Genomic DNA, 15,310 nt, shown 5'->3' on the forward strand with positions numbered 1-15,310 from the left:
GCGCCAAATGGATCTCACCCGCAGGAAGGCCCTGATCGGGCTTTGTGTGGCGGCTGTCCCCGCGCCGCGGGCGGCGTCCGCCGCTCAGAGACCCCTGAGGATTAGTGTGCCGATGGGCCTCCATCAGAAAATGATTGAGGAGCTCGGGGCACGATTTACCAAGGCCAATCCGGCCATTGCCGTCGAGTTCTTGGGCAAGGGCGATAATTGGGATCCCCTGCTGCAGGTCACGCTTCGCGAGGGCCTCGTCAACGGTCTGCCCGATGCGACTTGGCAGTCGCTTGCCTATGCGCGCCTCCTTGCCCGTCGCGGCTACATACAACCACTCGATCCTTTGGCCGGTGGCCGGGCTGCCTTCACCGCACTCGGCCTCCCGGAGCCTCTGCTGGAATCAATCTCTGGCGATAGCGGCGTCCACGCGATGCCGTTCGGAACCACGATCCCTGTCGTTTACTACAACATGGATCTCCTGAAGCGGGCCGGGCACGCCGCCGCGCAGCCGCCCTCAACCTGGGACGAGATTATCGAGGTTGCCGGAAAGATCTCTGCACTCGACCGCACGATCACCGGCGGCTTCATTGAAAACGACGCGAGCAACGCTTGGATCTTCCAGAACCTGGTTGCAAGTTCCGGTGGGCGGATGATGACGCCCGATCTATCCGACGTCGCGTTCAATGCCCCCGAAGGCCGCAGCTCCCTGGAGCTTCTCTGGCGGTTTGGCGATGTGAGCGGGACGAACATGAGCCGCGAGCAGGCGCGGCAGGCGTTCAATGCCGGTGCTTGTGGCATTCTGATCAGATCCGCCAGCGGAACTACGTCCGTCTCCGAGGCCACCCAGAGGCGCTTCGAGTTGATGGTCGGCCGGTTGCCCATCCCGAGCCCAAAGGGTCGCTTGGTGGGAGCTGGCCATGGATTCATGGTCTTCACCAAGGATACGGAACGACAGAAGGCGCTGTGGACCTTCTTCCGCTTCGCCGCAAGTGCCGAGGGCCAGATGATCCTTGCACGGCAGAGCGGCTACATGCCGGTCAACATGTCGGCGCTCGGGCAAGCCGATTTCCTCAAGGAGTATCTTCAGATCAATCCCTATCACCGTGCCGTCGTTGAAGCCCTCGCGATCACCACGGATCAGTTCTCGTTCCTCAAAGACAACACGGTCAAGATCACCGACATGATGGCCGATGTCATGCGGGACGTCGTGGCGCATCGGACGAGGCCTGATGTCGCGCTGAAGGCGATGGCCGATCAGACCCGCAAGCTCCTGAGCTCCTGAGACGCTCTTCATCCAACCGGAAATCCCCATGACACTATCGTTCCGCCCAAGCGACATTCTGAACATGAGCGGCAATCTGCCGCCCAAGGTGCCGCATGTCTTCGATGAAGCCTATCGTGGCGCCGTTCAACGGGTTCTTGGCGAGTGCGAGCCGAATGATCTGATCGGTGCACATCAATTTCGCGGCAGCGATCGCGATCGCGCGCTTGGCGCCCGCTTTATTGGCCGCCGAATGCAGGACGTTCCAGCGGTGGACAGAGTGGTCGTTGCCAATGGCACGCAAAGCATCCTGATGATGCTGCTCGCCAGCCTCGTCGGCCCCAATCGACGCCTCGCTATCGAGACCCTGAGCTATCCGACGATGCGCACCTTCGCCCAGCATCTCGGTTTCCAGCTCTCACCGATCCCGATGGACGGCGAGGGCGCCCGGCCGGATGCCTTCGAGGCGATCTGCCGTGCCGATCGCCCAGCCGCCTATTATGCGATGCCGACGCTCCAGAATCCGACGACGGGAATGATGAGCCTCGAGCGGCGCAAGGCTATCGCTGAGATCTGCCGGCGCTACGAGGTCGCGATCATCGAGGACGACATTTACAGCCTGCTTCCCAAGGATATCCCCCCGCCATTATCGAGTTTTGCGCCGGAGATCTCCTGGTACGTGCTCGGCACCGCCAAGTCGCTGGCCGCTGCGCTGAAGATCGCCTACCTCGTTGCACCAAGTGCCGAGGCCGCGGCGGAGCGGTTCTGGCCGGGCGTGCGCGCCACCTACTGGATGTGCGCCCCCATGAACGGCGCGATCGTATCGTCTCTCATCGAAACCGGGTCTGTCGACGACATCATCGAGGCGGTGCGAGCCGAGACGCGTATTCGCCAATCCATGGTAATCGACAGCATTTCCAGCTCCGACCTTCGCAGCCGGCCTGATTGCCTCCACGTCTATCTCCCGCTACCCACAGATCGCCCGGCGCAGGAGTTCGTCGCCAAAGTGAGGGCGCTTGGCGTCGACGTCAGCCCCGCCGGCACATACGCCATGGACGATAGCCCTGCACCAAATGCAATTCGCTTTGGCACGGGCACGCCGCGCGATCGAGTTGCCTTCGAACGCGGGCTCTTCGCAATCACAAAAGTCTATCGTGGATAAGGGACACGTCATGAACGATAAAGCAAAACAAGCGTCCAAGATCTGGACCGATCTCGATATCGACGCGCCAGGCAGGCAGACCGGCTTTCTCTGGTTGCCACTGGCTGTGCACGATCGCTCCGGCGACGACGCCGGCTACAATTGCGAGCCGATTCCGATTGTGACGATCCGTAACGGAGAAGGTCCGAGCGTGCTGCTGATGGCCGGCAATCACGGCAACGAATACGAAGGACAGATCATCCTGATGAAGCTGATCCGCACGCTGAAAGTGGAAGACGTGCGCGGCCGGCTGATTATTCTACCGGCTGCGAACGCGCCAGCCGTGCGGGGAGATCGGCGCAATTCCCCGCTCGATGACGGAAACTTGAACCGTCAGTTTCCCGGCGACCCCTCTGGGGGCCCGACCGCGATGATCGCCCATTTCATCGAGAGCGTCATCCTGCCGCGCGTCGAGTATGTCATCGACCTGCATTCGGGCAGTCTCACCGCCGAGTATCTGCCTTGTGCCGTCGTCGCCCGTCCTCCAAACCCGGATCACCTGGAGGAGGCGCTGACACGTCTGCGCGTGTTCGGCATGCCAGTCGGCATGATCATCGAACATTCAACCGGCGGCGATGGCGCGTTGATCGGCGCCTGCCGCCGCCAGGGCGTCAAACATCTGTCGACTGAGCTTGGCGGCGGCGGCGACGTCAACCGTGCTGCCGTGGAGATGGCAGAATATGGATTGGCGCGGCTCCTCCATCACATCGGAGCAACCAGCCGCGCTCTGACCGATCGGCGTGCGCCTGATTGTCGGTTCGTCGCACGCGTTCCCAGCCGCGACTATGTCTATGCCGGCAGCAGCGAACGAGGGCTGTTCGAACCTCTGGTAGGCCTCAATGACACGGTCGAGGCCGGCCAAGTGGTCGGTAGAATCCACTTCACGACGACGCCCTGGCGAGACCCCGAGCCCGTAATCACCAGGACTGATGGACTCGTGCTCACAAGGCGAATCCCGGCGCGAACCGGGCGAGGCGATTGCGTCTTTGCTCTTGGCCGTGACTGGTCACCCGCCGGCACAAACTGAAGCATCTTGAGCAGGCCCAAGCGGTGCGGCCCGCAGGCGGGCAAGCATCGGGGTTCATAACGTCACCTTCCTCGCGACCGAGTTCTGGACATTCTATGTCTACGCAGAGCACCCGAAGCGGGCAGGCAGGCTCCACCGACTTGATCGATCCCGCCATGGCGATCGCGATGGCGAAGTTGTCAGAAATGGTAAAAGCTGATGGCGGTCCGCCCTCCACGTTCGAGGGGGACCGAGACCAGCAAACAAGGTTTGCGCCCTTCTGGAATGAAGGCTCACCAGAGATCGAAAAGGTCATACCTCTTTCGATCGAAGGGGCGCATGGCCCGCTCAAAGCCCGCCTCTACAAGAACGCTGCGAGACACCTGCCCGTGACGCTGTTCATGCATGGCGGCGGCTTCGTTCGGGGTTCCCTCGATCATTGCGATTGCATCTGCCGGAGAATGGCCGCAGAGGGAAAGCTCGCGGTGATCGCGACCGAGTACAGCCTGGCGCCCGAACATCCCTATCCCGCAGCGCTTGAGGACATCGTCAAGGTGCTGGACTGGCTGTTTGCCTCAGCCGGCGACCATGATCTGGACGCCAGCCGGGTTTCCGTGACAGGCGGGTCGGCAGGTGCAACTCTTGCTTTGACGTCAACGCTCTGGCGGCGGGACGCAGGCAAGAAGTTGCCCGTCGGCATGGCGCTATTCTACGGCGGCTATGACATCACGAATACCAGGCGCGAGAGCTATCGTCTCTTCGGGAACGGACAGTTCGGAATGTCGAAGGCTCGCGTCGAGCACTATATCCATGCCCTCATGCCTGAGGGAACATCGCCATCTGATCCCTATCTCGCACCGCTTCACGCGGATCTGAAGAGCTTGCCGCCGATCTGGATGGGGATCGCCGAGCTCGACGTGCTCCGCGATGACCAGCTCGAGATGGCGCACCGGCTCGAGGCGGCAGGCGTTTTGGTCGATGTTCAGCGATATGAGGGGTTGATCCACGGCTTTGCCAATCGCGTTCGTCTTGTCCCCCGCGCTGACGATGCCATCAGAACGGCCGCACGATTTTTGGCAAACCTGAAGACAAGAGACATCTGAGCGGCGAGCAGCAGCTGGCCGCTCCAAAATTCAAGCTCGCTCTCGCCTTCTGCTAACTTCAGCCTTGATCAGGATGCATCAAAACATGTTCAAGCTACCGCTTCTTTTGCTGCTCTTCCTGATGGGTGCGTGTATCCAGCAGGCTGAAGCAGCCGGTATCGACGTCATCTCACTCGGTTCGCTGGTGCCGCCTCAGCTAATCGAGACGTTCAAGTCCGAGCACCCGGAGATCAAGGTAACGGTGCGGCCGCCAGCGACTGACTATGACGACCTTACCCAGCGCTTGCTCCGCGACAACGTTACCGGGACAGCTCCTGACGTCATTTTTCAGGGCTACAACCGCGCTGAACTGACCATACGCCGGGGCCTGGTCCTCCCACTGTCGCCGTTCCTGACCGAGGATAAACCCTGGGCTGAGAGCAGTTACCACGCGATCTCGGATGATCTGTGCCGGACTGACGGGAAGCTTTATGGGCTGCCGTTTATCATCTCCGTGCCAATCATTTATTACAACGCCGAACTCGTGCGGCAGGCGGGAGGCGATCCTGACCACCTTCCCCAGACCTGGCCTGAGATAACAGCTCTCGCGGCTAAGATCACCGCGCTTGGCGCCAACCGGATCGGCGGCTTTTTCGACTACGCCGCGGCCGGCAACTGGACCTTCATGGCGCTGATAGAATCGCAAGGGGGGCGGATGATGTCTGCCGACGACCGCTCGATCACGTTCAACGGACCGGACGGACTGCGCGCCCTCGAAATCGTCCGCGATTTCGGCAAGGCTGGCCAGGTGGATATGCCTCGCGAACAGGCCTACCAGGCGTTCTCGGCCGGAACGATCGGAATGATCGTGACCTCGAGTGGATTCCTCAAGACTCAGCTTAAACAGGTGAAGTTTGATTTGCGGACAACGCCTATTCCGATCGTGGACAAGGGTAGGCTCCCGGTCGGCGGCAACTGCGTGATGATGGTCACCCGCAAGCCCGAGCACCAGAAAGCGGCCTGGACGTTCATGAAGTTCGTGGCGAGCCCGCCGGCACAAAACATCGTCTCGGACGTAACGAGCTATTTGCCCGGCAACCAAATAGCCATCGCAGCGCTCGAGGCTTCGACGCCGCCCACCGACCCGCGGATGGCCGCGATCCGGGCGGCCGGCAAAGCGGGCGGATGGTATTCCTTCCCCGGCGACAACTCGCTTCGAATAACGGACCGGATTCGCCTGCTGCTGCAGGATGTGGTGACGCTGCGCCGCTCACCCGAGGACGCCATGAAGGCGATGACCGAGGCGGTCGAGCAGCTGCTTCCAAAATGAATTCGACGCTGAAAGCGGGGCCTTTGCCCAATCTTACCGCTCACATCAGCCGAGGCGAGGGTGCAAGCAAGCGCGCCGACCCGGGTCATCTCGCATGCAATCATCGCCAGCCTCCAATCCTGCATCAGATTCAAGCTGTCCCAGGTGCGGATCTTGCTGATCCCAGAAGCTGCAGCGACAAGACTTCGCTCTCGTTCCCGGAGGCAATTGCCATGCGTGATTCAGTTTGCAATGTTCGATATCATGGTGTTGCCGCCTATGAAATCGTAGCAGCCGACGGCAGGCGGATTCTGCTTGACCCGTTCTTTGCCGGCAATCCAGCCTCTCTGGTCAAGGCCGAAGATTTTCAGCGTGTCGACCTCATCCTTGTCACGCATGCGGCCCGCGATCACCTCGGGGACACGCCGGCGATTGCGAAACTTACGGGCGCAACGGTCCTGTGCGGCAATGAGGTCCAGGCCTATCTCCGGGCAATGGACGTTCCGGCATCCCAGATTAGGCCGACAGCCTGGGGCATGCGCCTCGAGATTGCAGGATTTGAGATCCAGACGCTGGAATGCCGGCACTGCTCGGGCGCGACAATGCCGGACGGATCTTTCGTTTCCGGCATTCCCCTGGCCTTCATCATTGAGCTCGGAGCGGGCGTGCGCTGGTATCATCCCGGTGACACCTCCTTGTTCTCGGACATGCGCCTGCAGGGCGAGCTCTACCAGCCGACCATCGGATCGCTCGGTATTGCCAATCCGAGCGGCATTGCAGATACAAGGCCGGGCCGCAAACTCACCACGGATCTTTCGCCGCGAGAAGGCGTCCTGGCAGCGCAGTGGCTTGGCCTGAAGACGGTTCTGCCATGTCACTACACCGATCCCGACGATCCGCTGGTCCATCAATTCCAGCGCTGCCTGGCTGATGCGAAAGCTGCGGGTGAGAGCGTCCCTGAATCGGTGGTCTTGGCCCCCGGAGATTGGATTAGCCTTGATGCGAGCGGGTGCATCAGGCGGCGTGAGAAGGCTTGAGGCGAACAGCGCCAGCATGTTCGAGCCGGCTGCCGGATCGGGATCCTAACCTTGGTATCGCGTGCGAGAAAGAACGGATTTGAAAGATGCTTGAATCACCTCGGATTCTCGTGGTCAGCTTTGACGGCCTGCGCCCCGATCTGATCAGCCGGGAACTCACCCCCAATTTGTGGCGACTGAAAGCGGCTGGCCTGACGCTTGCCAATCACCGCACGGTGTATCCGAGTGAAACCCGTTCTGCCTTCCCAAGCTTCGTAACAGGCGCAACGCCAGACCGCCACGGGATGGTCGGCAACAAATATGTCGATCGCACCACCCTGCCGCCTCGCTATATCGACACGTCCGATGCGGTTCTCTTGCGTGAACTCGATGTCGCGAGCGGCGGGCTTTTGTTTTCGGCCCCTTCGCTTGGCGAGCTCCTGGCGAAGAGTGGCCGGAGCCTTGGCGTCTTGTCGACGAATACGCCCGGCACGACGCGGCTGTTTCACCACAAAGCCGAGGACCTTGGTCACGTCCGTCTCTCCGGTCACTTCCGCGAGGCATGCACGCCCTCCGAAGTCCTCGCTGACATCGAGGCCCAGCTTGGGCCATTACCTCCCGCGCCTCCCAAGATCGAGCCCGACCGCGCCGGCCAGGATTGGATAACATCGGCCTTCCTGGACTATGTCTGGCCCAGATGCCGTCCGGATGTCACGATCCTCTCATTCGGCGAGCCCGACGTCACCTCGCATTTCCACGGCACGGGAGCGGATCAGACCAGGTCCATCATCGCATATTGCGACCGCCAGTTCGGCCGCGTGCTCGACTGGTGGGACGCGGAGGGGAGGGCCGCCGGCGTCCAGCTATTCGCCCTGTCCGATCATGGCCATATCACGGGCCATACGCGGATCTCCGTTGTGTGTAGCCTGCGGGCGGCGGGCTTTTCTCCAGGTACGGCGCCTGGTCCCGGAGTCGACGTCGTGGTCGTTCCCGGGCAAGTTGGCGCACTCTATCTTGATGAGATGGATGAGGCGACACTCGCGCGGCTGGTCGCAAGCCTTACGGCCGAGCCGTGGTGCGGCCCGATCTTCACGCGGGCCAGGGACGAGGTCAATGGGATTGCGCCGGGCAGCTTCTCGAAGCGGCTCGTCTTTGCCGACCATATTCGAGCGCCGGACGTTGCGTTTTCCTTCCGCACGGACGACAGCGATGATGCCTTCGGCCTTGAGGGAGGCACATTCTACGACAATGATCGCCGCGCTGGCCTCGGCCTGCATGGTGGTCTTCATCCGAAAGAGCTTGCAGCGGTCGGGATCCTCGCAGGGACCGCGGTTCCGTGCAGCGGGGCCACGTCTTCTTTGCCGTCCGGAATCTGTGACATCGCGCCCACCATTCTCCATCTGCTTGGAGTTTCGGCCACGCCGACGATGAGCGGGCGGGTGCTCCACGAGGCGCTCGCATTGGCGCCAAATCTCATCTACCCGCGCGAGGAAGTCTTTGAGGCCCGGCTTGGGGACTATCGCCAGATTCTCCGGCGCGAGCATGTTGGCGGTGCGAGCTATATCGCCGGCGGCTGGATCGAATGTTGAGGCGCTGAGACGCGAAGCGCCGCAATCCAGCGGATTTCTCTGGCTTCCGTCGTGAGGATGACCCTCTGCTTGATAAGGGAACCTGGACAGCCGCTGACGAGCAGTGGAGGGCCGTTCGCTTCCGTCTCACAAACAAGGAGGCTGGGATCGTCAGAATTCCAGGAGAGGAAGACGGCGGCGTAGCTCGCAGGCCGGTCGAATCCACGTCCACTCACTGCGGGTGTGCACCGCCTCCAAACCGACGCGCCGAGAACGGCCCAGGATCGATGCAAGGCGTTTTCTCACTGATGATCTCCGCGACGATGCGGCCCGTCACGGGGGCGGCAGTCATGCCGATATGGCCGTGTCCGAAGGCATAAATCACATCCGCGCATTTGCTTGCTGAGCCTATGACCGGGATGCCGTCGGGCGTAGAGGGGCGGTGCCCCATCCAAAACGTTTGCCGAGTGTGAGGCAAAGTCTTCGGCATGCCCGGAAATGCGTTGAGCGCGAAATCGCGAAGGACGTGCGCTCGCGTCCAATTCGGCTTAGCCCGTAGACTCGCCAATTCGACCTGTCCGGTCACGCGCAAGCCGGAAGGTGTGGTGGTGATGGCGAGCTTTCCGTCGGTGAACAAGATCCGGCTCTTAAGCTTGATTTCCGGGTCTTGAATGACGGCGTGATAGCCGCGCTCGCTCTCCAGAAAGACGCGGTCGCCCAGCCCCCGAACGAGCTCCTTCGACCAGGCCCCGGTCGCGATAACACCTCGATCGCATGCGAGCTCACCGTCGGCTGTCTGAACCGCCTGGAGCCGACCGCTCTTGATCCGAAAACCCCTTGCTCGTCCTTTGCGGATCGTTGCACCTCGTCGGCACGCGTGGTCAACAAGGGCCGCGACGTATCGTCCGGGATCAACACATACGCTTCCGTCCACGGCTATGGCAAAGGTGTAGCGGGGGTCGAGGTCAGGCTCTAGCGAGGATAGCTGTCCCTGATCCAACTCGCGCCATGTCGTGCCGTTTTGCTGTCTGAGGCGCCACGCAAGCGCATTGGCGTCAAAATCGCTTCTTTTCCGGAACACATGAAGAAGGCTTGTGTCCTGCAGCAAATCTGGCACGTCAGCCTCTTGCGCCAATTTGCGGTGCCGTTCGGCACAATCCGATATCAGACCAGAAATGGCTGCCGCTGTTCTTCCGACCCGCTCGATGGTCGAGCCAGAATGAAGGAAGCGCCACAACCATGGAAGCAGGCCCGGAAGATAGCGCCAGTGGATCGTCAGCGGCCCGAGCGGATCCATGAGGTAGCCAGGAACATGTCGCCAAAGGCCGGGGACAGACGTTGGAACGACGAGACTGCGGCTGATCCAGCCTCCATTGCCATAGCTCGCCGCATGATCACCGCCGATCTCCCCGGGCTCAAGAATCGTGACCTGATGGCCTTCGCGCAGCAACTCGATTGCGGTCGCAGCGCCGACAATGCCGGCGCCAATCACCACGACATGTCGCTCAGATTGGTGCATCAATCGCACCGCCATCTGCCCTCGCAGCCAGCAGCATGATCTCCACAAGGGTGGCACCGACCAGCTGAGCGCCGACGCAGGTCCGCTGCGGCCAATGGCAGGGATCATCACCTATCCACCTGCACCACGCCTCGTCGAACGAGGCCTTGTGGCTCAAATCCGACAGGTAGACCGTGGCGGAAAGAATCCGCTGCTTGTCGGTGCCGAGCTCCGCCAAAAGGCGATCGAGCTTCATGAAAATGTCGGTAGATTGCTCCGAAATGCTTGCAGTCTTTCGGTCAGGGATCGTGGCGACCCAGACCAACTCACGATAGGCAGTTCCGGCGTTTCGGCCGATAGCTTTGCCGCGCAGCCGATCGATGACATGGGCACGCTCAGACACGGGACACCTCCTTTATTTTGACAGTTAATGGCGCGGGTTCTCCGGGTGCGTCGCTGCGCTGCCGCGGCACTTCCGCAAGCTCGATAATGAGATTGAGCGAGGCGTCAACTTCGGCCTTGCAGTGAGGTCCAATGATGGTTGTCGACTCGCGTTCTTCGACGACCGCAGGCCCCTCGAACCGCATTCCTGGACCGAGCCGATAGCGATCGAGGACATCCGCCGTTACAAATCCGGTCTCTGGGAAATAGACCATCCTTGAGCCTTTGTGGGGTCCGGCCTCGGCGCGGTCGGAAACCGAGAACTGCAATGACACCTCGGGCGCTGGACCAACGGCGGCAAGCCGCCACGTCAGCGCTTCAATCGCAATCCCGGCGATGCTTCGCCCAAACCGCATCTCATAGGCGTTCCGGAAACTGCCGGCGAGCGTATCTGCGGTCCGTGCGTCCAGGATACCATCCGGAACGTCGACTGGGATCTCGAAACCCTGTCCCAGATGGCGCATGTCGACGCAGCGTCGAAAGCCGATGGCTTCAGATGCAATGCCGCTCCGGGTCAGAAAACGACTTGCCTCCTGCTCCATGGCTTCGAGCAAGGCGTTGACGCGCTGCCAATCCAGCTCTGCAACACGGCCGGCATAACTCCGCGCCAAGTTGATCGCCGGCGCGGCCACCAGAAAGCCAAGCGCGGACATCACTCCTGCGCCAAGCGGAACGACTACTCGCTTCACCCCGAGCAGCTTGGCGAGCGAATGCGCGTGGACGGGACCTGCGCCACCAAAGGCGAGAAGCGCATATTGACGCGGATCGCGGCCCTTCTCTGCGATGTACATCCGCGTTGCGGCCGCCATGTTTTCATCGACAATCCTGCGGATGCCAATCGCGGCCTGCAGGACGTCAATATTTAGGGGTTCGGCGACATGCTCGTGCAGCGCACGCTGCACGGCATCCATATCGAGCTCCATCTCCCCACCAAGGAAGTAGGTCGGCGAGAGGTACCCAAGGACAAGGTCGGCATCCGTGACCGTTGGACGCCTGCCTCCGCGTCCGTAGCACACCGGCCCCGGCTCGGATCCCGCGCTCTGAGGCCCGACCTTGAGCAGGCCCATCTGGTCGATGCGAGCGATCGACCCGCCTCCGGCACCGATTTCGATCAGGTCGATGACAGGGATTTTGAGAGGAAGCCCCGATCCCTTCTGGAACCGGCTGACCCTGGCCGCCTCGAACTGGTTCGATCGTTCGGGCTGACCAGCCTCAATGAGGCACATTTTTGCAGTCGTGCCTCCCATGTCGAAGGAGATCAGATCAGGGATCTGAGTGATCCGGCTGTAGAAGGCGGCAGCGGTCGCTCCGGCGGCGGGGCCCGACTCGATGAGATGAATGGGTTGTGCCTCGGCAGCCTCGATACGTGTGAGACCCCCACCCGACAACATCAGAGACAGCGAGCCAGCAAAGCCGGCCTCGCGTAGTCTGCTATCGAGCCGCGTCAGATAGCGGTTCATCATGGGCTGAACATATGCGTTGGCGCATGCCGTGTTGGCTCGCTCGTATTCGCGAATCTCTGGTGAAATCTCGTGAGAGAGGGTGATCGGCACTCCTGGCAGTTCGGATTGCAGAATCTGCTTTGCACGCTGCTCATGAACTGCATTGGCATAGCTGTGCAGGAAACAGACAGCGATGGCTTCGACATCACTCGCCTTGAACTCCTGGGCGGCAGCCCGGACGCTGGCTTCCTCGAGTTCCAGGAGAATCTCGCCCGCCGCATTGATCCGTTCGCCGGCTTCCTGGCGCAGGCGTCGACAGACCAGTGGCTCCGGCCGGCGCAAAAACAAATCGTGCCGGTCGTGGCGGATTTCCTTGCCGAGTTCAAGACTGTCGCGGAAACCTCGTGTGGTCAGAAGGCCGACCTTGGCGCCCCGTCTCTCGATGATGGTGTTGGTGACCAGCGTCGTACCGTGCACGAGATCGTCGACGCTCTCTATCGAGCGGCCAGATTCCTTCGCAATTCGCTCGAGCCCCCCCAAGATCGCGCGGCTTGGGTCGGCATGTGTGGTCAGACGCTTGCCTAGAAAGATCTTCCCCGTATTCTGGTCGACGAGAACGAGGTCAGTGAACGTGCCACCGACGTCGACGCCCGTCCGAACCTTGCGAGTTTCACTCCCGACGTTATTCACCTGCGATCTCCTCGAGCCGTACGCCGTAGTGATGCTGCAAACCCTCCACCGTCACATACCCCTCTTCCAGATCCAAAAGCATGTCGGCGCGCGTGCGCTTCTTGGGATCTCCGAAGCCGCCGGCACCGGCGTAACGCAAGATCAAGCGCTGCCCTGGCGCGAGCAGACTGCGAGATTTCGGATGCGGCTGCGATCCATCCCTCAGCCGAATGGCAACTGGTGCGCCGTTCCGTCCACCCATCAGACCCTCGGGTGCGTGTTTCTGTCGGTCAGCCATGAGGGAGAGCTGGATATCTCCAGCGGAAACCACCTCGACCTCAATTTCCTGGCCCAGTCCCCCGCGGTACTGGCCAGCTCCACCGGAGTCCGCGATGAGCTCCTTGCGCCAAACGATCAATGGCGCCGCCGCTTCGAATGCCTCGATGCTTCCAGAGCCCGTGTTGGTCGGAAATGGCGTACAGGAATGCCCATCGGAGTGAGCGCTTGCTCCCATTCCGCCGCTGCCAAACAAGACTTGGGAGAAGCGGTTTCCAAAGCGATCGATGCCGCTGTAGACCGAACGCAGGGTTGGTGCAGTCCCTGACTCGGCGACGACCTTGTCGGGGATGACCTGAGCGAGGCATTTATAGATCGCGCCCGCAAGCAGATGGGCTGTGAGCTGCCGCGCATTACACGCTGCAGGGTAAACCGGGTTGAGAATGCTCCCTTCCGGAGCTGTAACCCTAATCGAGCGGTAGGATCCCTCGTTACGAGGAGTCGTAGGATCGAGCGCGCATTTCAATGGATACACTGAAAGCGCATAGGTGAAGTTCATGACGGAGTTCAGACCACGGCCGATCTGCTTCGAGCTACCTGCATAGTCGACGTGAAGCTGCGAGCCCGCAACGGTCACTGCGCATGCGATCCGCGTCTCCTCATTGTCATAACCGTCGGCTGTGAGGACAGCGCGATAAGTTCCATCGGGTACCGCCTCTATCGCGGATCGCATCGCCCTGTCGGCGCGATCCTGCAACGCAGCCGAGATCGCGGTCAGATCTTGAAGGCCCGAGGCCTCGAGAAATTCGCCAAGCTTGCGTGCGCAGACTGCGTGCGCAGCAACCTGCGCGTAGACATCACCCAGAACCTGCTCCGGTACTCTGACGTTGGCGCGAATGAGGTAGGCGAGGTCCCGATTTTCCTGTCCTTGCCGCAGGAATTTGGTTGGCGGAATGCGTATTCCTTCCTCGAACACTTCCCGGCAATCTGCTGAAAACAGCGCGCCGCCGATATCGGGCAGATGAGCGATGGATCCAGAAAATCCGACCAGCCGGCCGTGATGGAAGATGGGCGCGAGCATTGCCAGATCGAGTAGGTGACCCGCGGTCATCCAGGGATCGTTGGTGACGATGTAGTCCCCGTCCTGCCAGTCCTCGATTGGTATGCGAGCCAAGCATTGGCGCAGGGTTCTGGGAAGAATTCCGACAAACGACGGAGTCCCGACATTTGTATCGGCGATACTGGCCCCTTCTGCATCCATCAGGACCACTGTGAAATCGTTGGATTCGCGAACGACGGTGGAGAATGCAGTCCGAAGCAACGCAACCGCAGCCTCATCCACCACTGACAGCAACCGATTCCAGAAGATCTCAAGCTCGATTGGATCGAAGTCGACATTCGCCTTCATGTGCTTGTCCGCAAACCTTTGAAACCACCAAATAACTCGCAAGCGCGCTGTACTTCCTCGTGAAGGTCTACGAGATGAGACATGGTGGCGCTTGCGCCACGTGCTCCGACGAAGAAAAAATGTCCACCCGGCAGGTGCCTGACCAGGCGCCGCGGCAGGTCGATGATACGCTCACGGAGACGAAGCCAATCATGCGTGGAGAGCTGCCCGGGGGCTACCTTCGCCACGACATTGTGCAGAAGGCCCTGGACGGTGATGGATCCCCAGACCGCTTCATCGGCAAGAGCGTGCCGGTAGTCCCGTGAGTCCATGGGAACAACCGCAGCGCATATAGGATAATCGTCGCCCGAGAACGAGCGGGCCTTACGAAGCGCGCAAGACAACTCTTGATATGTCTGTCCTTCAAAAAGCCGGTCCAGCTCTGGTCCCCACAACGCGGTAGGGACATTGGTCCGGTAGAGAGACCTGAACAAGTCCGGATCGACGACACTGTGCCCTTCCAGATTCGCGATTGCGAGTAGCTCTTGCTGCCAGCGCTCGTCCCTGGTCAGGCCATCCCTCGTTCCGGCCGAAAGGTCCCAGAGTCCGTTGGGCAACATTCGCTCCGGTGGGATCGGTCCGCCGTCTAGGCGAGGGAAGGGGGGCGTTGCGCAGAAGGAGACGAAGCACGCGAGGGCAAGCCCCTTCAGGCGCAGCGCACGGGTCAGCGCAAAAACGAGCTTGCCACCCATGCTCCAGCCACAGGCAATGATCGGCCGTTTTGGACCGCTGCCCAATGTCTCCGCGACGAGTGCTGCGAGCGCCGCCGCCCAGTCGTCCAACGTCAGATCTGGATTGGATGTCGTGAGCGCCGGATGATCGCCGGGATAGGTGGCAGTCAACAGACCCCATCCTCCCCTCTCGAGCCAATGATCGAGGAAATCGCTCGCGTTTGCGCCTGGGTGGCCGTAGGCAATGCGCGCCATAACACCCCCGCCAGTGAGAAACAGCACGAGCGGTTTGCCCACATTTCCTGGCCTGCAGTAGGCAAGCACCGGCACAAGGCCAATGGCCGACTGATGCTCGCCTTTGAATAGCGCTGCCTGGGAGTGCCTTAATTGCTGTTGATCAGCCATTGCGGGCTTCACCTCAGGTGCCGCAGG

At 61.1% G+C, this 15,310-nt stretch carries 12 protein-coding genes; 7 read left to right on the forward strand and 5 right to left on the reverse strand.

Features of this window, described 5'->3' with window-relative positions:
* Positions 1-7 precede the first annotated feature (7 nt).
* From FXB40_RS24155 to FXB40_RS24185, 7 genes are all read left to right on the forward strand, one after another.
* Positions 8-1,273 (forward strand): extracellular solute-binding protein, encoded by a 1,266-nt coding sequence (locus FXB40_RS24155; RefSeq protein ID WP_148774691.1) that lies wholly within the window; start codon positions 8-10, stop codon positions 1,271-1,273.
* 28 nt (positions 1,274-1,301) lie between these two features.
* Positions 1,302-2,414 (forward strand): aminotransferase-like domain-containing protein, encoded by a 1,113-nt coding sequence (locus FXB40_RS24160; protein ID WP_148774692.1) that lies wholly within the window; start codon positions 1,302-1,304, stop codon positions 2,412-2,414.
* Positions 2,326-3,480 carry a succinylglutamate desuccinylase/aspartoacylase family protein gene (locus FXB40_RS24165; protein WP_246207878.1) on the forward strand — a complete coding sequence of 385 codons (1,155 nt, stop codon included), beginning with the start codon at positions 2,326-2,328 and terminating at the stop codon, positions 3,478-3,480. Before FXB40_RS24160 ends, FXB40_RS24165 begins: the two co-directional genes overlap by 89 nt.
* 140 nt (positions 3,481-3,620) lie before the next feature.
* Positions 3,621-4,562, forward strand: a complete 942-nt coding sequence (locus FXB40_RS24170) for an alpha/beta hydrolase (protein ID WP_187437102.1) — start codon at positions 3,621-3,623, stop codon at positions 4,560-4,562.
* An 85-nt stretch (positions 4,563-4,647) separates the two neighbouring features.
* A complete protein-coding gene (locus FXB40_RS24175; RefSeq protein ID WP_187437103.1) occupies positions 4,648-5,871 on the forward strand; it encodes an ABC transporter substrate-binding protein in 1,224 nt (407 codons plus the stop codon).
* Positions 5,868-6,887 (forward strand): MBL fold metallo-hydrolase, encoded by a 1,020-nt coding sequence (locus FXB40_RS24180; RefSeq protein ID WP_246207880.1) that lies wholly within the window; start codon positions 5,868-5,870, stop codon positions 6,885-6,887. Before FXB40_RS24175 ends, FXB40_RS24180 begins: the two co-directional genes overlap by 4 nt.
* Positions 6,888-6,973: 86 nt before the next feature.
* The gene (locus tag FXB40_RS24185; RefSeq protein ID WP_148774695.1) at positions 6,974-8,455 is read left to right on the forward strand and encodes an alkaline phosphatase family protein; all 1,482 of its coding nucleotides are present in this window, start codon (positions 6,974-6,976) and stop codon (positions 8,453-8,455) included.
* 211 nt (positions 8,456-8,666) lie between these two features.
* Here FXB40_RS24185 and FXB40_RS24190 read toward each other — a convergent pair whose 3' ends face one another.
* From FXB40_RS24190 to FXB40_RS24210, 5 genes are read right to left on the reverse strand one after another with little or no spacing between them, the layout of a single operon-like run.
* Positions 8,667-9,968, reverse strand: coding sequence for an NAD(P)/FAD-dependent oxidoreductase (locus FXB40_RS24190; protein WP_246207882.1), 1,302 nt, complete (start codon positions 9,966-9,968; stop codon positions 8,667-8,669).
* The gene (locus tag FXB40_RS24195; protein ID WP_246207884.1) at positions 9,940-10,335 is read right to left on the reverse strand and encodes a RidA family protein; all 396 of its coding nucleotides are present in this window, start codon (positions 10,333-10,335) and stop codon (positions 9,940-9,942) included. The genes FXB40_RS24190 and FXB40_RS24195 overlap by 29 nt, the downstream gene beginning before the upstream one ends.
* Positions 10,328-12,505, reverse strand: coding sequence for a hydantoinase/oxoprolinase family protein (locus FXB40_RS24200; protein ID WP_148774696.1), 2,178 nt, complete (start codon positions 12,503-12,505; stop codon positions 10,328-10,330). Before FXB40_RS24200 ends, FXB40_RS24195 begins: the two co-directional genes overlap by 8 nt.
* Positions 12,498-14,168 (reverse strand): hydantoinase B/oxoprolinase family protein, encoded by a 1,671-nt coding sequence (locus tag FXB40_RS24205; RefSeq protein ID WP_148774697.1) that lies wholly within the window; start codon positions 14,166-14,168, stop codon positions 12,498-12,500. Before FXB40_RS24205 ends, FXB40_RS24200 begins: the two co-directional genes overlap by 8 nt.
* Positions 14,165-15,283, reverse strand: a complete 1,119-nt coding sequence (locus FXB40_RS24210; RefSeq protein ID WP_148774698.1) for an alpha/beta fold hydrolase — start codon at positions 15,281-15,283, stop codon at positions 14,165-14,167. The genes FXB40_RS24205 and FXB40_RS24210 overlap by 4 nt, the downstream gene beginning before the upstream one ends.
* Between the last annotated feature and the right edge of the window lie 27 nt (positions 15,284-15,310).

The organism is Bradyrhizobium rifense (genome assembly GCF_008123425.1).
In the GTDB taxonomy this organism is placed as follows: Bacteria; Pseudomonadota; Alphaproteobacteria; order Rhizobiales; family Xanthobacteraceae; genus Bradyrhizobium; species Bradyrhizobium rifense.